The sequence below is a fragment of the Staphylococcus sp. FSL W8-0305 genome (assembly GCF_037966415.1).
GTDB lineage: Bacteria > Bacillota > Bacilli > Staphylococcales > Staphylococcaceae > Staphylococcus > Staphylococcus aureus.
The window spans coordinates 1,797,244-1,821,844 of record NZ_CP150198.1 but is presented as its reverse complement, the minus strand read 5'-3'; the positions used below and the strand labels follow the sequence as shown (position 1 = coordinate 1,821,844).

Annotated in this window: 20 protein-coding genes and 2 pseudogenes; 10 read left to right on the top strand and 12 right to left on the bottom strand. The window is 34.9% G+C overall.

The window, feature by feature from the left end:
* The first annotated feature begins 39 nt into the window (after positions 1 to 39).
* On the top strand, positions 40 to 207 hold the full coding sequence (locus NST10_RS09005; RefSeq protein WP_001250276.1) for a hypothetical protein: 168 nt from the start codon (positions 40 to 42) through the stop codon (positions 205 to 207).
* Positions 208 to 257: 50 nt separating this feature from the next.
* Positions 258 to 2,021, top strand: a complete 1,764-nt coding sequence (locus tag NST10_RS09000) for a glycerophosphoryl diester phosphodiesterase membrane domain-containing protein (RefSeq protein ID WP_339209536.1) — start codon at positions 258 to 260, stop codon at positions 2,019 to 2,021.
* A gap of 163 nt (positions 2,022 to 2,184) precedes the next feature.
* On the opposite strand, the gene NST10_RS08995 is transcribed toward NST10_RS09000, so the two are convergent.
* Positions 2,185 to 2,529, bottom strand: coding sequence for a complement inhibitor SCIN family protein (locus NST10_RS08995; protein WP_000211594.1), 345 nt, complete (start codon positions 2,527 to 2,529; stop codon positions 2,185 to 2,187).
* Positions 2,530 to 2,718: 189 nt separating this feature from the next.
* On the opposite strand from NST10_RS08995, the pseudogene coa reads away from it, so the two are divergent.
* Together coa and NST10_RS08985 are read left to right on the top strand one after the other, a co-directional pair.
* A pseudogene (gene coa, locus NST10_RS08990) lies at positions 2,719 to 4,209 on the top strand (staphylocoagulase); the annotation flags it as partial.
* 8 nt (positions 4,210 to 4,217) lie between these two features.
* Positions 4,218 to 4,493: a hypothetical protein gene (locus NST10_RS08985; protein WP_339212074.1), complete on the top strand. Its 276-nt coding sequence runs from the start codon at positions 4,218 to 4,220 to the stop codon at positions 4,491 to 4,493.
* Positions 4,494 to 4,891: 398 nt separating this feature from the next.
* Here the strand turns inward: NST10_RS08985 and NST10_RS08980 are convergent, their stop codons facing one another.
* From NST10_RS08980 to NST10_RS08955, 6 genes are all read right to left on the bottom strand, one after another.
* The gene (locus NST10_RS08980; protein WP_031774836.1) at positions 4,892 to 4,999 is read right to left on the bottom strand and encodes a hypothetical protein; all 108 of its coding nucleotides are present in this window, start codon (positions 4,997 to 4,999) and stop codon (positions 4,892 to 4,894) included.
* Positions 5,000 to 5,296: 297 nt separating this feature from the next.
* The gene (locus NST10_RS08975) at positions 5,297 to 6,481 is read right to left on the bottom strand and encodes a thiolase family protein (protein ID WP_001154633.1); all 1,185 of its coding nucleotides are present in this window, start codon (positions 6,479 to 6,481) and stop codon (positions 5,297 to 5,299) included.
* Positions 6,482 to 6,510: 29 nt separating this feature from the next.
* Positions 6,511 to 8,772 carry a 3-hydroxyacyl-CoA dehydrogenase/enoyl-CoA hydratase family protein gene (locus NST10_RS08970; RefSeq protein ID WP_000154506.1) on the bottom strand — a complete coding sequence of 754 codons (2,262 nt, stop codon included), beginning with the start codon at positions 8,770 to 8,772 and terminating at the stop codon, positions 6,511 to 6,513.
* Positions 8,773 to 8,958: 186 nt separating this feature from the next.
* Positions 8,959 to 10,170 carry an acyl-CoA dehydrogenase family protein gene (locus NST10_RS08965; protein WP_000142189.1) on the bottom strand — a complete coding sequence of 404 codons (1,212 nt, stop codon included), beginning with the start codon at positions 10,168 to 10,170 and terminating at the stop codon, positions 8,959 to 8,961.
* 111 nt (positions 10,171 to 10,281) lie between these two features.
* A complete protein-coding gene (locus NST10_RS08960) occupies positions 10,282 to 11,787 on the bottom strand; it encodes a class I adenylate-forming enzyme family protein (RefSeq protein WP_001008395.1) in 1,506 nt (501 codons plus the stop codon).
* Positions 11,788 to 11,812: 25 nt separating this feature from the next.
* A complete protein-coding gene (locus NST10_RS08955) occupies positions 11,813 to 13,390 on the bottom strand; it encodes an acyl CoA:acetate/3-ketoacid CoA transferase (protein ID WP_001793786.1) in 1,578 nt (525 codons plus the stop codon).
* Between the two features lie 358 nt (positions 13,391 to 13,748).
* Between NST10_RS08955 and NST10_RS08950 the strand changes: the two genes are divergently transcribed.
* Positions 13,749 to 14,420, top strand: a complete 672-nt coding sequence (locus NST10_RS08950; protein WP_001265703.1) for a type 1 glutamine amidotransferase — start codon at positions 13,749 to 13,751, stop codon at positions 14,418 to 14,420.
* A 222-nt stretch (positions 14,421 to 14,642) separates the two neighbouring features.
* Entirely contained in the window at positions 14,643 to 15,785 is a 1,143-nt protein-coding gene (locus NST10_RS08945; protein ID WP_001801269.1) for a PrsW family intramembrane metalloprotease, read from the top strand.
* Positions 15,786 to 16,095: 310 nt separating this feature from the next.
* On the opposite strand, the gene nikA is transcribed toward NST10_RS08945, so the two are convergent.
* From nikA to NST10_RS08925, 4 genes are all read right to left on the bottom strand, one after another.
* The gene (nikA, locus tag NST10_RS08940) at positions 16,096 to 17,571 is read right to left on the bottom strand and encodes a nickel ABC transporter substrate-binding protein (RefSeq protein ID WP_183902810.1); all 1,476 of its coding nucleotides are present in this window, start codon (positions 17,569 to 17,571) and stop codon (positions 16,096 to 16,098) included.
* Between the two features lie 197 nt (positions 17,572 to 17,768).
* Positions 17,769 to 18,125 (bottom strand): DUF488 domain-containing protein, encoded by a 357-nt coding sequence (locus tag NST10_RS08935; protein ID WP_000215220.1) that lies wholly within the window; start codon positions 18,123 to 18,125, stop codon positions 17,769 to 17,771.
* A 156-nt stretch (positions 18,126 to 18,281) separates the two neighbouring features.
* A complete protein-coding gene (locus NST10_RS08930; RefSeq protein WP_000773985.1) occupies positions 18,282 to 18,455 on the bottom strand; it encodes a hypothetical protein in 174 nt (57 codons plus the stop codon).
* Between the two features lie 24 nt (positions 18,456 to 18,479).
* Positions 18,480 to 19,625: a globin domain-containing protein gene (locus tag NST10_RS08925; protein ID WP_000954802.1), complete on the bottom strand. Its 1,146-nt coding sequence runs from the start codon at positions 19,623 to 19,625 to the stop codon at positions 18,480 to 18,482.
* Positions 19,626 to 19,779: 154 nt separating this feature from the next.
* Between NST10_RS08925 and NST10_RS08920 the strand changes: the two genes are divergently transcribed.
* Both NST10_RS08920 and NST10_RS08915 read left to right on the top strand, forming a co-directional pair.
* Positions 19,780 to 19,887: a hypothetical protein gene (locus tag NST10_RS08920; protein ID WP_001791329.1), complete on the top strand. Its 108-nt coding sequence runs from the start codon at positions 19,780 to 19,782 to the stop codon at positions 19,885 to 19,887.
* 310 nt (positions 19,888 to 20,197) lie between these two features.
* Positions 20,198 to 21,151 (top strand): L-lactate dehydrogenase, encoded by a 954-nt coding sequence (locus NST10_RS08915; protein ID WP_001031880.1) that lies wholly within the window; start codon positions 20,198 to 20,200, stop codon positions 21,149 to 21,151.
* 320 nt (positions 21,152 to 21,471) lie between these two features.
* Here NST10_RS08915 and NST10_RS08910 read toward each other — a convergent pair whose 3' ends face one another.
* Positions 21,472 to 23,001 (bottom strand): PTS transporter subunit EIIC, encoded by a 1,530-nt coding sequence (locus NST10_RS08910; RefSeq protein ID WP_000838204.1) that lies wholly within the window; start codon positions 22,999 to 23,001, stop codon positions 21,472 to 21,474.
* A gap of 363 nt (positions 23,002 to 23,364) precedes the next feature.
* Here NST10_RS08910 and NST10_RS08905 point away from each other — a divergent pair, with 363 nt between their 5' ends.
* Positions 23,365 to 24,300, top strand: coding sequence for a nucleoside hydrolase (locus NST10_RS08905; protein WP_000823233.1), 936 nt, complete (start codon positions 23,365 to 23,367; stop codon positions 24,298 to 24,300).
* Positions 24,301 to 24,409: 109 nt separating this feature from the next.
* Positions 24,410 to 24,513 (top strand): annotated as a pseudogene (locus NST10_RS08900) (hypothetical protein).
* Positions 24,514 to 24,601 lie beyond the last annotated feature (88 nt).

Below are 24,601 nucleotides of genomic sequence, written 5' to 3'. Positions count from 1 at the left end.
TCAATTGAGTATTGATTATTAACAAGACGTAGTAAATATATGAGACAAGTCCAACAATGGTTGAAGGAAGACGCATTTGTAAGTAGCTATGCTGATAAAGAATGTGATGCCTTGTTAAAGATGGGGTTCCAATATCATCGAATGGGTTATTATTTGCTACTTGCATACGAATATGAGTCTTTTCAAATTTTTATTGACCCTGAGTAATGAAAAATATTAAGATGAAACTTAATATTAAAGCAATGCGGAGCGTGATTATGAAGAGAATTAGTAAAGATATATGGGCAGTATTTAAATTACTGTATCAAAATAAAGGGCGTTTTAGCATTAATGCCTTACTATTGCAGTTAATCATGATTTTTATTAGTAGTACATACTTAATTTTACTATTTAATATGATGTTAAAAGTAGCTGGGCAAAGCCAACTTACGATTAACAATTGGATGGAAATCGTAAGTCACCCTGCCAGTGTGATACTTCTTATTATATTCATATTAAGTGTTGCCTTTCTGATTTATGTAGAGTTTTCATTGTTAGTTTATATGGTTTATGCCGGCTTTGATCGACAGATTATTACATTTAAATCCATTTTTAAAAATGCCTTTGTCAATGTGCGTAAACTCATAGGTGTACCAGTTATTTTCTTTGTCATTTATTTAATGTTAATGATACCCATTGCCAACCTAGGACTAAGTTCAGTATTAACAAAAAATATTTACATACCTAAATTTTTAACGGAAGAACTTATGAAAACGACGAAAGGTATAATCATTTACGGTACCTTTATGATTGCTGTATTTATATTAAATTTTAAATTAATATTTACCTTACCGTTAACGATTTTAAACCGCCAATCGTTATTTAAAAATATGAGACTAAGTTGGCAAATTACGAAGCGAAATAAGTTTCGACTTGTTATAGAAATAGTTATATTGGAACTCATCATTGGTGCGATTTTAACATTAATTATTTCAGGAGCAACATATCTTGCTATTTGTGTAGATGAAGAAGGAGAGAAGTTTTTAGTCTCATCAATTTTATTTGTTGTATTGAAAAGCTCATTGTTCTTCTATTATTTATTTACGAAATTATCATTAATCAGTGTGTTAGTACTGCACTTAAAACAAGAGAATGTATTAGACCAGCCGGGCTTAGAATTTAAATACCCAAAACCGAAACGGAAGTCTAGGTTCTTTATAATTTCAATGGTGCTTGCAGTGACGTGTTTTATCGGTTATAACATGTACTTACTTTACAATAATACTATCAATACAAATATCTCCATTATTGGCCATCGTGGTTTCGAAGATAAAGGCGTTGAAAATTCTATTCCGTCATTGAAAGCTGCTGCAAAAGCGAATGTCGAATACGTTGAGTTAGATACAATTATGACGAAAGATAAACAATTTGTTGTTAGTCATGATAACAATTTGAAACGTTTAACAGGTGTTAATAAAAATATTTCTGAATCTAATTTCAAAGATGTCGTCGGTTTGAAAATGCGTCAAAATGGACATGAAGCAAAACTTGTATCCTTAGACGAATTTATTGAAACGGCTAAACAATCAAATGTGAAACTACTAGTTGAGTTAAAGCCACATGGTAAAGAACCAGCAGATTATACACAACGTGTTATTGATATTTTGAAAAAGCATGGTGTTGAACATCAATATCGTGTGATGTCATTGGATTATGATGTGATGACTAAGTTGAAAAAAGAAGCGCCATATCTCAAGTGTGGTTATATCATTCCGTTGCAGTTTGGTCATTTTAAAGAAACATCTTTAGATTTCTTTGTCATCGAAGATTTTTCTTATTCGCCAAGACTTGTTAATCAAGCACACTCGGAAAATAAAGAAGTCTATACTTGGACCATTAACGGCGAAGAAGATTTAACGAAATACTTACAAACCAATGTTGATGGTATTATCACAGATGACCCAGCATTAGCTGATCAGATTAAAGAAGAAAAGAAAGACGAAACATACTTCGATCGTTCTATAAGAATATTATTTGAGTAATATAAACAAAGACCTCTAAAGTTATCAAGATGATATCTTCAGAGGTCTTTTTAACGTTGCCATCTATGGTATAGGCAATCGTTTCATTCGTTTATAATCATATGACAAGGATTTATAAGGAAATTTGGCGTCACAAACACTTACATGATTTATTGGTGAATTATTAATTGTTTTGTGAATGCAAAGGGTTAGAAATTGAATCGTAAATACTTTCTAATCTATGTTTCGCTTTAGTCATTTGATCCAAATTTTTAGTGCGTATAGCTGATTTAGCAATATAGTGTGCAGCTAAAATATCGCGTTTTTGATACGCATCTAAATTTAGGTGCGATAATTTATTTAAGTCAGTGTTTGCTATTAATTCATGTAATTGATCTACAAGCGCTTGATGTTGATACGTATGTGATGTAGTTTCAGATTTGCTTGCTAATTTAATACCAGTCGTATCAAGGAGCGCCGCTTTAATACCAGCAACTAAATATGTTTTGATTTTCATTTGTGTTGTCATGCTTTGTTACTCCTTTGATGTACATTAATCAAAAAAATTATACACTATTGTATATTGCAAAGCTAATTAACTATAACAAAAAGATAGTTAATGCTTTGTTTATTCTAGTTAATATATAGTTAATGTCTTTTAATATTTTGTTTCTTTAATGTAGATTGGGCAATTACATTTTGGAGGAATTAAAAAATTATGAAAAAGCAAATAATTTCGCTAGGCGCATTAGCAGTTGCATCTAGCTTATTTACATGGGATAACAAAGCAGATGCGATAGTAACTAAAGATTATAGTAAAGAATCAAGAGTGAATGAGAACAGTAAATACGATACACCAATTCCAGATTGGTATCTAGGTAGTATTTTAAACAGATTAGGGGATCAAATATACTACGCTAAGGAATTAACTAATAAATACGAATATGGTGAGAAAGAGTATAAGCAAGCGATAGATAAATTGATGACTAGAGTTTTGGGAGAAGATCATTATCTATTAGAAAAAAAGAAAGCACAATATGAAGCATACAAAAAATGGTTTGAAAAACATAAAAGTGAAAATCCACATTCTAGTTTAAAAAAGATTAAATTTGACGATTTTGATTTATATAGATTAACGAAGAAAGAATACAATGAGTTACATCAATCATTAAAAGAAGCTGTTGATGAGTTTAATAGTGAAGTGAAAAATATTCAATCTAAACAAAAGGATTTATTACCTTATGATGAAGCAACTGAAAACCGAGTAACAAATGGAATATATGATTTTGTTTGCGAGATTGACACATTATACGCAGCATATTTTAATCATAGCCAATATGGTCATAATGCTAAAGAATTAAGAGCAAAGCTAGATATAATTCTTGGTGATGCTAAAGATCCTGTTAGAATTACGAATGAAAGAATAAGAAAAGAAATGATGGATGATTTAAATTCTATTATTGATGATTTCTTTATGGATACAAACATGAATAGACCATTAAACATAACTAAATTTAATCCGAATATTCATGACTATACTAATAAGCCTGAAAATAGAGATAACTTCGATAAATTAGTCAAAGAAACAAGAGAAGCAGTCGCAAACGCTGACGAATCTTGGAAAACAAGAACCGTCAAAAATTACGGTGAATCTGAAACAAAATCTCCTGTTGTAAAAGAAGAGAAGAAAGTTGAAGAACCTCAATTACCTAAAGTTGGAAACCAGCAAGAGGATAAAATTACAGTTGGTACAACTGAAGAAGCACCATTACCAATTGCGCAACCACTAGTTAAAATTCCACAGGGCACAATTCAAGGTGAAATTGTAAAAGGTCCGGAATATCTAACGATGGAAAATAAAACGTTACAAGGTGAAATCGTTCAAGGTCCAGATTTCCCAACAATGGAACAAAACAGACCATCTTTAAGCGATAATTATACTCAACCGACGACACCGAACCCTATTTTAAAAGGTATTGAAGGAAACTCAACTAAACTTGAAATAAAACCACAAGGTACTGAATCAACGTTAAAAGGTACTCAAGGAGAATCAAGTGATATTGAAGTTAAACCTCAAGCAACTGAAACAACAGAAGCATCACATTATCCAGCGAGACCTCAATTTAACAAAACACCTAAGTATGTGAAATATAGAGATGCTGGTACAGGTATCCGTGAATACAACGATGGAACATTTGGATATGAAGCGAGACCAAGATTCAACAAGCCAAGCGAAACAAATGCATACAACGTAACGACAAATCAAGATGGCACAGTATCATATGGCGCTCGCCCGACACAAAACAAGCCAAGCGAAACAAATGCATACAACGTAACAACACATGCAAACGGCCAAGTATCATATGGCGCCCGCCCAACATACAAGAAGCCAAGCGAAACAAACGCATACAACGTAACGACAAATCAAGATGGCACAGTATCATATGGCGCTCGCCCGACACAAAACAAGCCAAGCGAAACAAACGCATATAACGTAACAACACATGCAAACGGCCAAGTATCATACGGAGCTCGTCCGACACAAAACAAGCCAAGCGAAACGAACGCATATAACGTAACAACACATGCAAACGGTCAAGTGTCATACGGAGCTCGCCCAACACAAAACAAGCCAAGTAAAACAAATGCATACAATGTAACAACACATGCAGATGGTACTGCGACATATGGTCCTAGAGTAACAAAATAAGTTTATAACTCTATCCATAGACATACAGTCAATACAAAACATTATGTATCTTTACAACAGTAATCATGCATTCTATGATGCTTCTAACTGAATTAAAGCATCGAACAATCGGAAGCATATTTCTAAATTATTTATTCATTATAGTCTTAAACATAACATGACCTAATATATTACTAACCTATTAAAATAAACCACGCACATCTATGTGACATACGACAATCACAGCAATAATAATTGCTTTAGAAAGTCGTACCGAACTGGAACTTACAAGTCTAGTTCGAACACACACTGATGTGAGTGGTTTTCTTTATTTTAAACATGAACAATCAGATAAGTTACTAGTAGTAGCAAATATTATTAAATCAAAGGGCTTCGATTCATAAAATTTAAAACAATGATTAAAATTAGACGTGTAAATGTTAAATTCTAAAACGGAAATACCCGCTATCCTATTAAACCACTTTTTGGTTCAATCACTATATTTCACACAGTTTCAATAATAAAACGAATCTGCTTCAATCCGCTTCAACTTCAGCCTACTTCATTCAATAACAAAACGAATCCGCTTCATTCAAAATCAACCATTCTAACGCACATACTCAAATATAGCAGCTGCACCCATACCGACACCAATACACATCGTAACCATGCCGTAACGACTATCGGGACGTCTACCCATTTCATTAAGTAAACGCGCGGTTAACATTGCGCCTGTAGCACCTAATGGATGACCTAAAGCAATAGCGCCACCATTCACATTCGTACGTGATATATCTAGACCTACTTCTTTAATAGATGCAATCGTTTGAGAAGCAAATGCTTCGTTCAATTCGATTAAATCAATGTCTTCAACAGATAGATTGCTGAGTGACAATACTTCAGGAATCGCATATGCAGGCCCAATACCCATAATTTTCGGGTCAACGCCTACTGCCTTATAACCAACGAATCGTGCAATAGGTGTCACGCCTAGTTCTTTCACTTTATCTCCAGACATTAAAACTACAAATCCTGCACCATCAGAAAGTGGGGCAGATGTTCCCGCAGTCACAGTGCCGTCAGCTTTAAATACTGTACGTAATTTGGCTAATGCCTCCATCGTGGTGTCAGGTCGTATAAATTCATCTTGGTCAAAGATATTTGTGTGTACTTTTGGTCCTACGTTTGTATATTCAACTGAGTTTACTTGTATTGGAATAATTTCATCTTTGAACCGACCATCACGTTGTGCGTCATAGGCACGCTGATGACTTCTGACAGCATAAGCATCTTGATCTTCGCGTGATACGTCAAATTGGGATGCTACATTTTCAGCAGTTAAACCCATAGGATATGACGCACCTATATCATCATATTGTAAGGTAGGATTGTTTGTGGGCTCGTTGCCACCCATTGGTACGGCACTCATCAATTCAACGCCACCAGCTACAAGTATATCTCCTTGACCCGCCATAATTTGATTGGCTGCAATCGCGATGGTTTGTAATCCTGATGAGCAGTAGCGATTCACTGTTTGACCCGGTACAGTGTCAGATAATCCCGTACGCAATGCAATCGTTCGTGCAATGTTTTGTCCTTGTAATCCTTCTGGAAAAGCCGTACCAACAATGACATCTTCAATCATATTCTTATTGAATTTTCCGTCAATACGTTTCAATACGCCTTGTAATACTTTGGCTGCGACATCATCAGGTCTTTCGTGGAATAATGCGCCTTGCTTTGCTTTCGCTGCGGCTGAACGCCCATAAGCTACAATGTATGCTTCTTGCATGGTTATCATCCTCTCTTAATGACTATCTTTTAATTACGTAATGGCTTACCAGTTTTTAACATATGCGCAATTCTTTCATATGATTTTTTAGATTTTAGTAAGTCAATAAAGCCAATTTTCTCCAACGATTGAATGTAACGTTGATTGATAAATGTATTTCTTGGTAAATCACCACCCGATAAAATTGTGGCGATATTTAAGGCGATATGATAATCATGGTCGCTAATAAAATGACCGTGTCTTTGCGCATCTAATTGTCCTTGGATCAATGCTTTGAAGTCTTCGCCTAAAGCGATATATTGATGTCTAGGATTCGGAATATAGTTTGTTTCTGCTTCATATTTCGCACGTTTGAGCGCAACTTCGACACGTTGTGCTGTATTGAAAATAATCGTATCTGTATCACGTAAATAACCATAACGACGTGCCTCAAAGGCATTTGTAGAGACTTTCGCAAATGCGATATTCGTCAGTACTTTTGTCATGGAAGCTTGTTTGTCATCAAACTTATGCGATGTGCGTAATATGCGATCAGCCATTTCTGCAAGGCCACCTCCACTCGGTAATAAGCCAACACCTGCTTCAACAAGACCGATATAAGTTTCACTTGCAGCGACAACAATAGGTGAGTAAAGTACAAGCTCACAACCACCGCCTAAGGCACGACCTTGAACAGCTGTGACTACTGGTTTCAAACTATACTTCAAACGATTAAAGCTATAATGTAATTTATCAATTGATTGTGCAACGACATCATCTACAAGACCGTCTTCATGCGCCTTTTTCATTAAGAAAAGGTTAGCGCCCACACTGAAATTATTACCATCTGCATAAATAACCATACTTGTGTAATGTTCATTTTCCAGTAAATCAATCGCATCAACTAACGCATCGTTGAATTCATCGGTAATGACATTATTTTTACTTTGTAATTTCAGTAACAGTTGATCATTATGAGTTACGGAAAGTTTGGCATCACCTTTATCCCAAAGTTCATCTTTTACGAAGTGAGAAACAGGCGTTGCATATTCAATGGTCTCATCTTGTTTATAAAAGCCACCGTCTAAATCACTAATCCATTGTGGTAAGTCTCCAAGTTCGTCTTCCATACGTGTTTTAACACGTTCATATCCCATTGCATCCCATAATTGGAATGGACCAAGTTTCCAGTTGAACCCCCAGACAAGCGCACGGTCTATGTCTCGGAAATCATCGGTAGCTTTAGGTACATTGATAGCAGAGTAATAGAAATTATTACGTAATGTCTCCCATAAAAATAGTCCCGCTTCGTCTTGCGCATTGAATATGACATCAAGGTTATGCACTAAGTCTTTATTAAATTCATTTAAAATTGGTAATTGTGGTTGCGATACAGGTACATAATCTTGTTTTTCAACATCGTAAACAAGTCGAGCTTTAGTTTCTTTATCCTTTTTGTAAAATCCTTGTTTTGTTTTACGTCCGAGTGCGCCATTTTCATACAACGTATTTACAATTTTGACATCATGAAAATAAGGTGTTTCTTCAGGTACTTGTTGCATGCCTTTAATTACAGACACTGCAATATCTAAACCGACTAGGTCAGATAGGGCATATGTACCTGTTTTAGGACGACCAATCGCTTGCCCAGTTAAAGCATCCACATCTACAATGCTTAACTTGTGTTGCTCGGCGCGATACATAATATCATTCATTGTTTGCGTGCCGACTCTATTTGCGACAAAGCCAGGCACATCATTGACAACAATGACACCTTTACCTAACACATTTTGCGCGAAATTTTTTACATCTAATATAATAGATTCCTTCGTGTGTGACGTAGGTATTAACTCCACTAATTTCATAATACGTGGTGGGTTAAAGAAATGTAGACCAAAGAATCGTTCTTGATCCTTCTCGTTAAATGCTTGAGCAATCGCATTAATTGGAATACCTGATGTATTTGTAGCGAATAAAGCATCTTCTTTAGCATGTTGTAGAACTAGTTGCCAAACAGCATGCTTAATTTCAATATCTTCTTTGACTGCTTCGATATATAAATCAGCATCATCATTTACCAAGTCATCATCAAAATTACCATATGTTAAATGACTCGCTAGATTTAAGTCGAATAGTAGCGGTCGTTTCTTATCTGTAATTTTATCGTAAGATTTTTTCGCAATGAGATTTGGATCGTTTTTGTCCACTACAATATCTAATAGTTTTACTTTAAGTCCAGCATTCACAAAGAGTGCTGCCAGTTGAGCGCCCATTGTGCCTGCGCCAAGAACGGTTACTTTATTAATTGTCATAGTGATTCCTCCAATTTAGTTGAGGATAAGATAACCATTAAGATAATTGGAATAACGTTGCTATTTTATAAAATTAATTAAGTATCTTTGACAGTCATCTTAGCCTCTTATTTAAGGAAAAAGCTTTATGCTTAAAATAAGTCTTTTTTTAGTGAAATTACTGCATCACATATAATTCTTTGCTATTTATACGAAAGCAGAATCTCCAGTCAAAGCGCGTCCAATTACTAAGGCATTAATTTCATGTGTGCCTTCGTATGTGTAAATCGCTTCTGCATCAGAGAAGAAACGTGCAATATCATAATCGTCAGCTAGTATGCCATTACCACCTGTAATACCACGGCCCATAGCTACTGTTTCACGCAAACGTAAGGCATTCATCATCTTCGCGGTTGAAGTTGCAACCTCATCATATTCACCATGTGCTTGCATATTAGCTAATTGAGCACATGTTGCCATTGCTTGAGCTAAATTACCTTGCATCATTGCTAGCTTTTCTTGTATTAACTGATATTTACTAATTGGTTTGCCGAATTGCTTACGCTCAGTGACATAATCTAATGTGGCACGTAAAGCGCCAGCCATACCACCTGTAGCCATATAAGCAACGCCTGCTCTTGTTGAATAAAGAATTTTGGCAATATCTTTAAAGCTTGTTATGTTTTGTAAGCGATCCGCTTCATCTACTTTGACATTAGTTAATTTAATTAGGGCGTTAGGAACAATGCGAAGTGCGATTTTATTATCAATGACTTCAATATCGACGCCATCTTGTTCTGGTCTGACTACAAAGCAATGGGGTTTGCCAGTTTCTTTATTTACTGCGAATACTGGAATGACATCAGATACATGTGCACCACCAATCCATTTCTTTTCACCATTGATAACCCAAGTATCGCCCTGGCGTTCAGCGACTGTTTCAAGACCTCCCGCAACGTCCGAACCGTGTTCTGGTTCAGTTAAAGCAAAGCATGTACGCAGTTCATGTGACTGTAATTTAGGTACATATTTCGCAATTTGTTCTTTGCTACCTCCGAAATAGAAAGTGTTATGCCCTAAACCTTGGTGAACACCGAGTAGGGTAGCTAAGGAAATATCAAATCGCGCGAGTAGGTAAGACATGAAAAACTGAAATAGTTGACTAGGCATTTTGGCGTTTGGACGATCCTTGTATAGTAATGGATTGTTAAAATAATTTAATTCTCCCAGATCTTTAAAATAGTCCTCGGGTACAGTAGCGTCTATCCAATGTTGATTAATATTTTCACGGTACTTACTTTCTAGCAATGAATCTACTTGTTGTAAAAATTCGACTTCACCGTCTGTTAAACCTTTAGCAATACTAAGTACATCTTCAGGAAATAATGTTTTTAAGACTGTTTCTTTTTCAAATGTCATATAAATTCCTCCTAAAAATAATATGAATACTAATGTGAAATGCATTTAATTCAAAACAACACGCTTTATTTGTAAACGCTTACACTAAATGCTAAAAATTTTTTATCACCTTTAAAGTGTTTGTGAGACTTTGTCATTCATCATTTGTCGAATCGCAAGTTTATCTGGTTTCTGCGTACTGTTTAACGGCATATGTGTCACTGGTACATACATTCTTGGAACTTTATAACCTGCTAAACGACTTCGCATATGTTGATCTAAAATTTCAGCGTAATGAGGTTCATCTTCACGAAGTATAATGGCTGCAGCAATTGACTCACCATATTTTGGATGATCATAGCCAACGACCACACACCGGTCTACTAGTGGATGCTCCGCTAAAGCATTTTCGACTTCGGATGGTAAGACATTTTCGCCACCAGTTATGATTAATTCTTTTTTGCGGTCAATAATAAATATATCGCCATCGTCGTCCATCTTCGCTAAATCTCCTGTCAATAAGTAACGACCATGAAACGCTTTAGCAGTCTCTGCTGGTTTATTCCAATATCCTGGCGTGACATTTTTAGCCTTAATTGCAAGTTCGCCAATCTCACCAGTAGGTACTTCTTCACCGTTATCATCAAGGATACGTGCATCAACAAACATGACTGCTTTACCAATACTCATTGGTTTACGTTTTGAATTTTCCGGTGTATTAACAAGTACAAGCGGTGCTTCAGTTAAGCCATAGCCATTAATAATGTTTATGCCATATTGCTTAAAAGCTGCTTGGATACTTGGTAATGGTTGTGAACCACCTTGGATGATATAATCCATAGCTTTAAAATTTTCAGGATTAAAATTACTAGCACGTAGCGTACTATAATACATTGTCGGAATCATGATAATAAATGTAGGGTGATATTGTGCAATCATGTCATTCAATTCTTCGCCGTTAAAGTAACGTTGAAGAATAAGTGTTCCACCTGACATTAATACTGGTAATACAGTATCGTTAAACCCTAAAACATGGAACATTGGTGTTGATACAATCGTAATATAGTTTGAATTGAACTTGTACGTTAGCTCTAAGTTTGCGCCGTTATGAACAAATGATTCATATGAGAACATCACACCTTTAGGTGATCCGGTTGTACCACTTGTATAAATTAATGCTGCAAGATCTTGTGGTTCAACAGGTGTTGCTTGAAAAGGTTGGTGATAATCTGGATTTACGATTTCATCATATTGCGCTACATCAATATCCATATGCAATAAGTTTTGGTCAATATCGGTGAGTGAACTTAAATGTTTTTCAGCATAGAAGAGCAGTTTTAATTGTGCATCTTCCACAATGGCTGCAATTTCTTTTGGGTTAAGCCGCCAATTCAATGGTAAAAAAACCGCACCTGTTTTAAAACAAGCAAATAATAAATCTAATATTGCAATATCATTTGGCGCAAAAATACCGATAACATCGCCTTTTTTAACACCTTGAGATGTTAAATAATGTGCCATATTATCAGCGCGTGCATTGAGTTGTTGGTATGTCCAAGATGTTTGTTTTGCGTGATCAATAACGGCAGGCTTGTCATCATCGAAGTCTGAGCGCGTTTTTATCCAATCGAAATTCATTAGTATACCCCCTTTAGCTTCACTTTCATACTTTATGAATTGATTGTTTAAGTTCTCCCCATTTTTCTTTGTAAATGCTGGTATCAATTAATTTTAAATGATCAGCAATAATTGGTTTAAAAGCCATTTGATTCAAAATATCTTTATGCAAATCAAGACCTGGTGCAATTTCAATTAGTTTCAAGCCTTGATTGGTGAGCTCGAATACTGCACGATCAGTAACAAAATAGACTTCTTGCTCGAGTGATTGTGAATATTGTGCATTAAAGTCGATATGGCTCACATCTGATACAAATTTCTGGTTTTGTCCTTCAGTTTCAATGTTTAATCGTTGATTATGACATGAGACATGACTGCCAGCTACAAAAGTACCTGAAAAGATAATTTTATTTACAGATTGTGTAATGTCTATAAAGCCGCCACATCCATTTAGTCGGTCATTGAAGTAAGACACGTTGACATTGCCGTATTGATCAACCTCAGCAAAGCTAAGATAGGCAACTGATACACCATTGTTATAAATAAAATCCCATGCTCGATCATGAGGCATGCGCACATCTGCATTGTAATTCATACCAAAATGTTCACGACTCCCAACGAATCCACCGAAAATGCCAACATCTAGAATCGGTTGCACATCATGTTCAACACATTCTTCATGCAATAAATTAGAGAGTTCATTATTGATGCCATAACCGATGCTAATTGTATCGCCATAAGTTAAAAACTGAGCAGCACGTCGGAGAATCAACTTGCGACTATTAAAAGGTAATGCGGGTTCAGGTATTCCATCAATCCGTTCTTCTCCAGACAAGGCTGGTAAATAATGACTCTGAATTACTTGGCGGTGATTCTTTTCATCTTCTGTGACGTATACATAATCGACAAGATTTCCTGGGATAACAACTTCATTCGGCTTTAGTTGATAGTCGTCAACTAAATCTTTAACTTGTACAATAACTTTCCCATGATTGGCTTTTGCGTTTAATGCGACATGATAACACTCGCTCAAGTAAGATTCTTGAGTTAAATAAATGTTACCTTGTTGATCTGCGTATGTTCCTCTCAGTAGTGCCACATCAACGCTAGGGAATGTGTAGTGTAAGTATGTTTCATCGTCGATAGTTACTAATGAAACTAAATCATCAGTTGTTCGTGTATTTACTTTACCGCCACCGTATCTAGGATCAACAGCTGTGTTTAATCCGATTTTAGTAATAACTCCCGGTAATAATTGATTACTCTGACGATAATGAGTTGCAATGATACCTTGTGGCAAAAAATAAGCTTCAATGTCATTATTTTTCATTGCTTGTGCCGTTTTGGAAGAAGCCGTTAAAATGCTCATAATGACACGTTTAATCATGCGACGTTCTATAAAATCATCTAAATCCGGTGCGACACCTAAACTATGGATATCATTCGCTAATATAAATGTTAAATCATTGGGCGTATGATATGTGTCATGTTGCGCTAACACAGCACGTAGAACTTCGGCGGGTAAGTTGGCTACAGCTAATGCTGGTAAACCAATCACATCATCATCTTTAATGATATGTTGTAAGTCGTGCCATGTGATTTGTTTCAAGCAAGTCACCTCCATCACATTTGATAAAATATAGCGTTTTTACACTTTGTGTAAACCCTTACAAGAAATATAACATAACGACGTTTAAAATCAATTAGAAATATCTTTTTATTCTGATAATAGACACAGTATAGACACATTTTAATAGTCGATAACAATTGTAATATCAAGGGTTTGTAATGAATTGAATATCATTAAAATACTTATATAAAAATATTGCTCGGAATATAAAAAGTAACCCATGTTTATTTAAAAAATGCAAAGACTAATTATCATTTTGATGCATCAGTAAGGCGAGGGTGATCAGCGTACAATTAGTGGTGTATAATGTAACTGATAAAATCATTGGAGAGTTGAAGGAGATGTTAAACATATGAGAGTCAATGTTTTACAACATACACCAAATGAAGGTGTTGGATACATAGGTGAGTGGGCGAAGGAAAGAGGGCACGAAGTCTATATTTATCATCCATATATGAATGATGGCGTGCTACCTCTTGCGGAAGAAACGGATATGTTAGTGATACTTGGTGGGCCAATGAATCCAGACGATGAGATGCCTTGGATTCAATCAGAGCGCCAATTAATTTTAGTATTGATGGCACAAAACAAACCAATTTATGGTGCTTGCTTTGGTGCACAACAAATTTCGAAAGCATTAGGTTATGCGGTGTTAAAATCACCAGTAAAGGAAGTAGGTTGGGACGATGTTTACTTAGAATCAGAAATCATTCCGAATATACCAAGTCGATTGAAGGCACTACATTGGCATGAAGATATGTTTCAAATACCGCAACAAGCAGAATTATTATTTTCGGGGAACCATATTAGAAACCAAGGATTTATCATCGATCATCATGTGATTGGATTACAATTTCATTTTGAGCCTGGTCCAGACGATGTCAGAGAAATAGTACTAAATGATGCCCAATACATCAATCATTCTATTTTAGAGCAATCGGCGGAGGACATATTAGCCTTTGAGGTGCCTAAACAGAATAGGCAGGCCATTTTCCGAATACTTGATTTTATTACTCAAGCGTAAGATGTGAGTTGTATTTTAAAATGAGTAAAAAAACGAATGTACACAATCGAACAAAGTAGTTATATAAATATATGGAAAATCCATCAATATTAAATTAAAATAGTTTTATTATGAAAAGTGAAAGTAGGTTAGTCTATGGAAGGTCTTAATCATCAAAGAAATACAGAAAAAGAAGAGACAACACAAACGCAATCAGTTGCACCTAATACAGGTGAAGAAGGGATGTCATCAGCAAGTACACAATCTACTAAGACATCCGACATACATAATGAATCTATCGATAAACAAATGGAAGCCAAAGCGCATGAAACAGCGCAAAATACAGATTTAAAAAATGAAGCAAGAAGTTTATTTGATAATGCAACCAAATCAATCGGTAGACTAGCTGGCAATGATGAAAGCTTAAATCTTAATTTAAAAGATATGTTTTCTGAAGTATTTAAGCCACATACTAAAAACGAAGCAGATGAAATATTTATTGCGGGTACTGCTAAAACTACGCCAGCAATTTGTGACATATCAGAAGAATGGGGGAAGCCATGGCTCTTTTCTCGAGTATTCATCGCTTTCACAGTAACATTTATTGGATTATGGGTCATGGCAGCAATTTTTAATAACACTAACGCGATTCCGGGTCTCATTTTTATAGGGGCTTTAACAGTACCATTATCGGGTTTGTTCTTTTTTTATGAATCAAATGCGTTTAAAAATATTAGCATTTTTGAAGTTATTATCATGTTCTTTATTGGCGGCGTATTTTCATTACTAAGTACGATGGTATTATATAGATTTGTCGTTTTTAGTGATCAATTCGAAAGGTTTGGTTCTTTAACATTTTTCGATGCATTTTTAGTAGGATTAGTTGAAGAAACTGGAAAAGCGCTCATTATTGTTTATTTCGTCAATAAATTGAAAACAAATAAGATTTTGAATGGATTATTAATCGGTGCTGCTATTGGTGCAGGGTTCGCAGTTTTTGAATCAGCAGGTTATATTTTGAATTTCGCTTTAGGGGAAAATGTCCCATTATTAGATATTGTCTTCACACGTGCGTGGACTGCGATTGGTGGTCATTTAGTTTGGTCAGCGATTGTTGGTGCTGCAATAGTTATTGCGAAAGAACAGCATGGCTTTGAATTCAAAGATATATTTGATAAACGCTTTTTAATATTCTTTTTATCAGCCGTTGGTTTACATGGCATTTGGGATACATCTTTAACTATACTTGGCAGTGATACGTTGAAAATATTTATTTTAATCGTTATTGTGTGGATACTTGTATTCATTTTAATGGGGGCAGGTTTAAAACAAGTGAATTTACTGCAGAAAGAATTTAAAGAACAACAGAAAAAAGTAGACGAATAATAATTAAAGCTTATGTTGCACATATGTTTGTGACATAAGCTATTTTTATAATTTGTCTTTAAAAGAGTGGAAGTGGAATACTTTTTGGAGTTAAAAAAGTGTTTCACGTTAAACAAATAGTGACAATTAGGTTTATATAAAATGAACATGATTCGCTGAAAGTATGTAATAATCATTTTATTGAAATTCATCAAACAGAAAGTAATACAATCATATAAGCAAATTAAACCACGCCATCATCATCTAGAATGACTTCGGCGTGGTTTTTATTGAAGCGGGGCTGAGACATAAATCAATGTCCCACATTCCCTTATCGTTCAATCGTAGTTCGATAATCGATTAAATAGATACCTTCAGGTGTTACTTTATAATTTTTAACCTTAGAGTTAGCAGCAACTATTTGATCGTTGTAAGCAATATAACTGTTAGGTACATCTCGACTTGATAATTTAATAATATCATTAGAAATATTGTGACGTTCCTTAACATCTACAGTATGATTCAATTGATTAATTAAATCATCAACGTTGTTATTATTGTAGTCTCCTTTATTAATAGCACCATCTTTTTTATATGCTTGATTAAAGAAATAGCCTGTATCTCCACGAGGAATCGTTCCGAAACTATACATTGTTGCATCCCATGCAGAACGGTCTTTTAAGTAACCTTCTATGTCATCAACACTTTTAATGTCGATTTCAATATTTGCTTTTTTAGCATCTGATTGTAATACTTGCGCAATTTTCGATAGCTCTGGACGACCGTCATACGTAATTAACTTAATTTTTAAAGGGTGTTCTTTTGTGTAACCATCTTTAGCTAATAACGTTTTTGCTTGTTCGATATTTTGTTTGGTTAACTTAGGTTCTTTAATATATGGAATTTTATCATTAAATAGACTCGTTGCAGGTTTCGCGTAACCTTGATAAATATGATCTGCAATACCTTGTCTATCAATGATATGATCTAATGCTTCACGAACGGATTTAGTCATTTTTTTATTAGTATGATTATACATAAGTAAAGAAGTTCTAAATCCAGATTCTTTTGACACTTTTAAATTTTGATTATTTTCTATGTCTTGAACTTTATTAACTGGGACATCAGTTATTAAATCATCTTTTTGAGATTCTAAATTTCTGACGCGATTATTGCCGTCTTCTTGGTACGTCACAGTAATATGATCAAGTTTCGGTTTACCTTGCCAATAGTCCTTAAAATTCGACAATGATATTTTTCGAGATTGCTTATAATCTTTAATTTGGTAAGGGCCTGTACCAACAGGAGTTTGATTAACATCTGATTTAGCATCTGTATCATAAATTGCCATAAAAGGATTAGCTAATTCAGATACAAGTTCAGGGTAAGCGGAACTGGTTTTAATTGTTAGTTTTTGACCTTTAGCGGTAATTGATGATATTGGTAATGAATATTTGACCAAGTCGCTTTTTTTCATGCTATTTTCAAGGCTAGATTTCACTTTTTCTGCAGTCAATTTTTGACCGTTTTGAAATTTAATATTATCTTTTAATTCTATATCTAACGTTGTATCATTTGGTTGATGATACGATTTCACTAATACTTTTTCTATTTTTCCTTGATCATTTGTTTTAAATAATGATTCTGCAGCACCGATCTTAACTGGTACATCTGTTTCATAAGGTGCAATAGACTTTGTTTTTAACGGTAACGAAATATTTAAGTCTTTGCCAGATGAATGCATTGAGCCACATCCTGATAACACTAATACTGCTGAAAATATAGTTGCTAGTCTTTTAAACTTCATTTCATTAACACTCTCTTTCTAATTACTATGTAAAACCCAACAATTAATATTTTAAAACTTTATTTTGTTGAAGTAAAATGTTGTTCAAGTTCAGTAATTATTAAAGTTCAATTAATTGTAGTAATTACACTTTTTAAAAATAAATATTAGAAATGAAGTTAGCGACATGTATAGTGATCCACGATAAACATATATATCTAAGTATTGAGCAACTGCTGTAGTACTACAGCTTGGTTATGTTTAGTATCTTTTGCTGAATATAACAATAGAACATGATGATGTTGATTTACAATTGCCTTTAATTTTTCAAAAGCTTCTTTTTGCGTCTCATTGTCACGCAATTCTTTTTCGTATTTTTCTTTAAAAGCACCATAAAGTTTAGGATCATGTTGGAACCATTGTCGTAACTCAGTAGAAGGGGCAATGTCTTTTAACCAATAATCTAGGTTAGCAGTTCTTTTCGAAATACCTCTTGGCCAGACTCTATCGACTAGGATACGAATAGCGTCTGTATTATCTTTATTGTCATAAATCCGTCCAATATCTACGGTCATCTTGTGAACTCCTTTCTTATGAAATTCAGTGAGCATACATCAATGCATGTTGTGGTGGGACGACGAAATAAATTTTGCGAAAATATTATTTCTGTCCCACTCCCAATTAAAAAACAACCATGACAAAGTAAAGTCATAGCTGTTTTTGTATAGATGTCATTTATTTTTACGTTTAGTTAAATACTTCAAACCAACTGCAAAGACGGTGTAACCGGCAAGTGTTTGAATCAATGTTTTGATTAAATTGTTATTTTTGACAACAATATTTGCGGTAACAATACTCGCGAAATATAATGCAAATACTTTAACGTAACGTTGATTAAGTTTCATATGAGCACTAACCTCTTTTCTCAGTTATACTACAACGCTTAGTCTTGGAATAAATGTTTCGTAGTGTACGCGATCCATATCGTAATTTAAAGATTTAAGTGCTTCGATCATAGATTGTAAGAATTTTGTACCACCACAGATATAAATTTCAGGTTTATTTGCTAAAAATGCTTTTAATTCTTCAGCACCGATATAACCTTGTTCGCCTTTTAAGTGGGTATATAATTTAGCGTTGTCATAATGATTTGCAATACTGTTGAAGTTGTCTTTGAAAGGTAAATGTTGTTCATTTTCAGCAACTTGAACCATCTGAGTATCTAAACCTTTGGCAGAGGCAGCTTCATACATTGCTACTAAAGGTGTGACGCCAATACCTGAACCTAAGAAAAGTTGTGGTTCAGTCGTATTCTCTAATACGAATCCACCTACAGGTGCAGCTAAATTAATCATATCGCCTTCTTTAATCTCATCGTGTAAAATTGTTGAAACTTCGCCTTCATGTTCTGTTGTGACATCACGTTTAACGCCAAAGGTTAAATGATTTTTATCACCTGATACGATAGAATAGTGACGTTTAGCTCTATATGGAAGTTTATCACTAGAAACATCAACTGTGATGTATTGGCCTGGTACATATTGACTAAAGTCATATGCATCAGTTTCAACTGTAAATGATTTAATGTCTTCAGATTCTTGTTTAATATTGGTAATTTTGAATGGTTTAAAACCAATCCACATCATTTGATCATAAATTTCTTTTTCAATTTGGATGAACACATCCGCAATAACGCCATATGCTTTCGCCCAAGCTTGAATGACAGGGTCATTTTCTTCTAATCCTGTCACGTCTTGAATGGCTTTTAATAAATTTTCCCCCACAATTGGATAATGTTCAGCATAAACTTGTAGCGCGCAGTGTTTATATGCAACTGGCATAATAACTGGTTTAATAACACTTAAATTATCGATATTAACCGCTGCGGCCATTACAGCTTGTGCTAATGCTGAAGATTGCATGCCTCTTTTTTGGTTCGTTTGATTAAACATATTTAAAAGTTCAGGATGTGCCTTAAACATTTTTGGATAAAAGATTGACGTAATTTCTGTTCCTTTTTCTTTAAGCAATGGCACCGTTTGTTTGATAATGTCTTTCTCTTGTTCTGTAAGCATGATACTCCTCCTTTAATCTGTCTATTTTGATTATTCTACTAAAAATTCCGATATTCAATTAATTGGTTTGAGAAAATATAAATAAAATGGCAAATTTGATAATTGTATGACATTTTTAATTTTTTAAATACTTATCAATAAGCATTGTGTACAATTGTCTGTTTGTACACCGACGATTGCGCGCATTTATTTGACTAATTCAAAAAACATTGTTGTTTTCTTAGAAAAAAGTAAACATGATAATAAAAATGTGAAAGTGTAAATAATCACTGGCGAAGTACGAAGACTAAAGACATCTAAGATGTAATCGTATACAAATTAAAAAGGTGTAAAAATTAAAATAAAATGTGAAATAAATCACAATTTAATATTGACCCAGTACTTAATGCATGTTACATTTTATATGTGAAATAAATCACAAACTTAAAAGCGGATGACACATGACCTTTTAAGTTATGCGTTGAAAATAAAAGAGATGTTTATTTGCTTTTGTATCGTCAATAAGCAGCATTAAACTAACATATTTGAAACTACACGTATGTTAGTGAATTAATCATAAGGGAGTTTTTGTAATGAACAAATTTAAAGGGAACAAAGTTGTATTAATAGGTAATGGTGCAGTAGGTTCAAGCTACGCATTTTCATTAGTGAACCAAAGCATTGTTGATGAATTAGTCATCATTGATTTAGACACTGAAAAAGTTCGAGGAGATGTTATGGATTTAAAACATGCCACACCATATTCTCCAACAACAGTTCGTGTGAAAGCTGGCGAATACAGTGATTGTCATGATGCGGATCTAGTTGTCATCTGTGCTGGTGCTGCACAAAAACCTGGAGAAACACGTTTAGATTTAGTATCTAAAAACTTGAAAATATTCAAATCAATTGTTGGTGAAGTAATGGCATCAAAATTTGATGGTATTTTCTTGGTAGCTACAAATCCTGTTGATATTTTAGCGTATGCAACATGGAAATTCTCTGGTTTACCTAAAGAACGTGTTATAGGTTCTGGTACAATTTTAGACTCTGCACGCTTTAGATTATTGTTAAGCGAAGCGTTCGATGTTGCGCCACGTAGCGTCGATGCTCAAATTATTGGTGAACATGGTGACACTGAATTACCAGTATGGTCACACGCTAATATTGCGGGTCAACCTTTGAAGACATTACTTGAACAACGTCCTGAGGGCAAAGCGCAAATTGAACAAATTTTTGTTCAAACACGTGATGCAGCATATGACATTATTCAAGCTAAAGGTGCCACTTATTATGGTGTTGCAATGGGATTAGCTAGAATTACTGAAGCGATTTTCAGAAATGAAGATGCTGTATTGACTGTATCAGCATTATTAGAAGGCGAATATGATGAAGAAGATGTTTATATTGGTGTTCCAGCAGTCATCAATAGAAACGGTATTCGCAACGTCGTAGAAATCCCATTAAACGACGAAGAACAAAGCAAGTTCGCACATTCAGCTAAAACATTAAAAGATATTATGGCTGAAGCAGAAGAACTTAAATAACTTTTTATAAAATCTATACCATTCCAAAAATTGTAAAACCTTACCCCAAAAAATTGTATAAAGGGCTATTTGATACAACTATACGTGTCGAGTAGCCCTATTTTTAATGTAGTGAAAGTCGTTGTTGAAATTAAATTTAAATCTGGCACTTAAGCTTTAATCATAGCATTAAGATGATTGTCTAGCAGAGGCGATTTGCGGACTCACTACAGTGCATGATGAACTTAATGTTTCAAATGCAACATTAAAAATAAAAGCAGCGATGTCACTTCTTACTCCGTACATCGTTGCCATTAGTTCTGTTGATATTTCGGTTAGTCTTAATCCCCGAGCAATTCTTCAATTTCATTTTTGATAACTGTAACGTGAGGACCGTAAATTACTTGCACACCAGTGCCTTGCTGGATTACACCTTTGGCACCAGTACTTTCGAGTAGTACTTTATCGACTTTGTCATTTTGATGAAGTGTAACGCGTAGTCTCGTTGCACAACAGTCAACGATTTCAATGTTATCCTTGCCTCCCAAACCAGCAACAATAGTTTGTGCTCTTTCAGTAGCCTCAACTTGTTGTGCTGCAGCTTTATCTTCACGACCAGGTGTTTTGAAATTAAATTTCGTAATTAAGAATCTGAAAACGATGTAATACAAACAGAACCACACAATTCCAATAGGTATGACATATAGGTAGTTTGTTTTACTATTACCTTGTAGCACACCAAAAAGTAAGAAATCGATAAAGCCTCCACTGAAGGTTTGACCAATTGTAATGTTGAAAATGTCTGCCATCATAAATGCTAATCCATCAAAGAAGGCATGGATTACATAAAGAATAGGTGCGACAAACAAGAAACTAAACTCTAAAGGTTCGGTAATACCTGTTAAAAATGAAGTGAGTGCAGCGGATAACATTAAACCGCCGACAACTTTTTTATGTTCAGGTTTAGCCGTGTGATAAATTGCAAGTGCGGCACCACATAAGCCGAACATCATCGTAATAAAACGGCCTGACATAAAGCGTGACACACCTGAATAATACTTCGTCACATCTGGATCACCAAGTTGAGCAAAGAAGATGTTCTGCGTACCTTGAACTAAGTGACCTTTGACTTCTAAAGTACCACCAAGTGCCGTCTGCCAAAATGGTAAGTAAAAAATATGATGTAAACCGAGTGGACCTAACAATCTTAAGATGAAGCCATAAACAAAAGTACCGATGGCACCTGTTTTCGTTACAAATCCACCCACATGATAAATGCCGGCTTGTATGCTTGGCCAAATGAAAAACATCAATACACCTAAAAAGATTGCGGCAAATGCTGTGACAATAGGGACAAATCTAGAGCCACCAAAGAAACCTAAATACGGTGGTAATACCACTTTGTGATATTTGTTGTGAAGTATTGCGGTCATAATACCTGTGATAATCCCGCCAAAAACACCGGTTTCAACCGTTTGTATACCGAGCACCATGCCTTGTCCATTTTGTGCAAGCTGATCTTTTGCCAATGTGCCCGTGATAGTTAATAAGCCATTCATAGTTGCGTTCATAATTAAGAAACCGAGCAGTGCAGCTAAACCTGCAGTACCTTTATCGCTTCTAGATAATCCGATTGCGACACCAATTGCAAAGATGACTGGTAAATTTTGGAAAACAATACTACCTGCAGCTGACATTAATGTAAAAATATTTTGTAATAAGGTAATATCTAAAATAGGGTATGCTTTAACGGTGTTTGGATTACTTAATGCACCACCGATACCCAACAATAGACCTGCAGCTGGTAAGATTGCGATAGGTAGCATAAAGGACTTGCCGAACTGCTGTGCTTTTTCAAATAAAGATTTCATCAACATCCCTCCTAATTATTCTCAATATAGCTTTTGAGAAATTTAATATCAATATATATTCTGTGTATGAAAATATTTTTCATAAAAATTGTTTGAATCATGTAACAATCATATAAATTGCTGTTTATATTGTGGTGAAAATGAGTTGACAAAAGTCGGTATAGTTCTGTAGATATCCTATTTTTTAGCGAGGTGGGGTGACAAGGCATATCGGATAAATTTATAAGCCATAAAATAGATAAATAGTGTTTGTATCCAAAACTATGTGAAAGTTAAAACTATTTTTCAAAATAAACATGATTCACCACATAAATAAATATACATAAGCTATCGATAACAACTTAAGAAAGGTGGATATATATAATGAAAAGAAAGATTATTATGGATTGTGATCCAGGACACGATGATGCAATAGCATTAATTTTAGCGGGGGCAATTGACAGTCCACTAGAGATATTAGCTGTAACCACAGTCGCAGGTAATCAATCAGTTGACAAGAACACGACAAACGCCTTGAACGTATTAGATATTATGGGACGCCAAGATATAGTAGTAGCGAAAGGTGCGGATAGGCCGTTAATTAAACCAGTTGCCTTTGCTTCTGAAATACATGGGGAATCTGGATTAGATGGTCCGAAACTACCGTCGACACCATCACGTCAAGCAGTTGCAATGCCAGCATCAGATGTGATTATTAACAAAGTGATGACGAGTGATACACCTGTAACAATTGTAGCGACAGGTCCTCTTACGAATGTAGCAACGGCATTGATTCGTGAGCCAAGAATCGCTGAGCATATTGAATCTATTACTTTGATGGGTGGTGGTACATTTGGAAATTGGACGCCTACAGCAGAATTCAATATTTGGGTAGATGCTGAAGCAGCGAAGCGTGTTTTTGAAAGTGGGATTACTATAAATGTGTTTGGTTTAGATGTAACACATCAAGTTTTAGCCGATGAACACGTGATTGAACGCTTTGAAAGTATCAATAATCCTGTTGCACAGTTCGTCGTAGAATTATTGCAATTCTTTAAGAAGACATACAAGACTCACTTTAATATGGACGGTGGTCCAATACATGATGCTTGTACAATTTTGTATTTGTTACAACCAGAATTGTTTACAATGGTACCCGTTAATATCGACATTGAACATCAAAGTCCACTAACTTATGGCACTATGGCTGTAGATTTAAATCATGTTACAGGTAAGCCTGCCAATGCCTATTTTGCTACAGCAGTTGATGTTGAAGAAGTGTGGAACTTGATAGATCATAAGTTACGTACATACGAATAATAATACTTAATTAAATAGATACAGTTAACCCTAAGGTGCCTGATTTAAGCGTCCTTAGGGTTTTTGTATTGGATTACAATGGTCATGGCAATTTGATAATGATTGAGATATGTATGTTAAAAATGCTTCAAAAAACACAAAATACAAAAATATATGCAAAAATTTCAATTGCTTTATTTTAAAAGATTAAAATCACAAAAAATACCGATATAATTGGAATGTTGTCGAAACATCACAATGATGTACATACTCATTTTGAAAATATGTGTTCAACGAGTGTACATCGGTGTGACGATTGATG

What these genes read in the sequence shown, in the direction of transcription:
- NST10_RS09005 (WP_001250276.1), top strand. Translation starts at nt 40, where the DNA reads ATGAGACAAGTCCAACAATGGTTGAAGGAAGACGCATTTGTAAGTAGC.
- NST10_RS09000 (WP_339209536.1), top strand. Translation starts at nt 258, where the DNA reads ATGAAGAGAATTAGTAAAGATATATGGGCAGTATTTAAATTACTGTAT.
- NST10_RS08995 (WP_000211594.1), bottom strand. Translation starts at nt 2,529, where the DNA reads ATGACAACACAAATGAAAATCAAAACATATTTAGTTGCTGGTATTAAA.
- NST10_RS08975 (WP_001154633.1), bottom strand. Translation starts at nt 6,481, where the DNA reads ATGCAAGAAGCATACATTGTAGCTTATGGGCGTTCAGCCGCAGCGAAA.
- NST10_RS08970 (WP_000154506.1), bottom strand. Translation starts at nt 8,772, where the DNA reads ATGACAATTAATAAAGTAACCGTTCTTGGCGCAGGCACAATGGGCGCT.
- NST10_RS08965 (WP_000142189.1), bottom strand. Translation starts at nt 10,170, where the DNA reads ATGACATTTGAAAAAGAAACAGTCTTAAAAACATTATTTCCTGAAGAT.
- NST10_RS08960 (WP_001008395.1), bottom strand. Translation starts at nt 11,787, where the DNA reads ATGAATTTCGATTGGATAAAAACGCGCTCAGACTTCGATGATGACAAG.
- NST10_RS08955 (WP_001793786.1), bottom strand. Translation starts at nt 13,390, where the DNA reads ATGGAGGTGACTTGCTTGAAACAAATCACATGGCACGACTTACAACAT.
- NST10_RS08950 (WP_001265703.1), top strand. Translation starts at nt 13,749, where the DNA reads ATGAGAGTCAATGTTTTACAACATACACCAAATGAAGGTGTTGGATAC.
- NST10_RS08945 (WP_001801269.1), top strand. Translation starts at nt 14,643, where the DNA reads ATGTCATCAGCAAGTACACAATCTACTAAGACATCCGACATACATAAT.
- nikA (WP_183902810.1), bottom strand. Translation starts at nt 17,571, where the DNA reads ATGAAGTTTAAAAGACTAGCAACTATATTTTCAGCAGTATTAGTGTTA.
- NST10_RS08935 (WP_000215220.1), bottom strand. Translation starts at nt 18,125, where the DNA reads ATGACCGTAGATATTGGACGGATTTATGACAATAAAGATAATACAGAC.
- NST10_RS08930 (WP_000773985.1), bottom strand. Translation starts at nt 18,455, where the DNA reads ATGAAACTTAATCAACGTTACGTTAAAGTATTTGCATTATATTTCGCG.
- NST10_RS08925 (WP_000954802.1), bottom strand. Translation starts at nt 19,625, where the DNA reads ATGCTTACAGAACAAGAGAAAGACATTATCAAACAAACGGTGCCATTG.
- NST10_RS08915 (WP_001031880.1), top strand. Translation starts at nt 20,198, where the DNA reads ATGAACAAATTTAAAGGGAACAAAGTTGTATTAATAGGTAATGGTGCA.
- NST10_RS08910 (WP_000838204.1), bottom strand. Translation starts at nt 23,001, where the DNA reads ATGAAATCTTTATTTGAAAAAGCACAGCAGTTCGGCAAGTCCTTTATG.
- NST10_RS08905 (WP_000823233.1), top strand. Translation starts at nt 23,365, where the DNA reads ATGAAAAGAAAGATTATTATGGATTGTGATCCAGGACACGATGATGCA.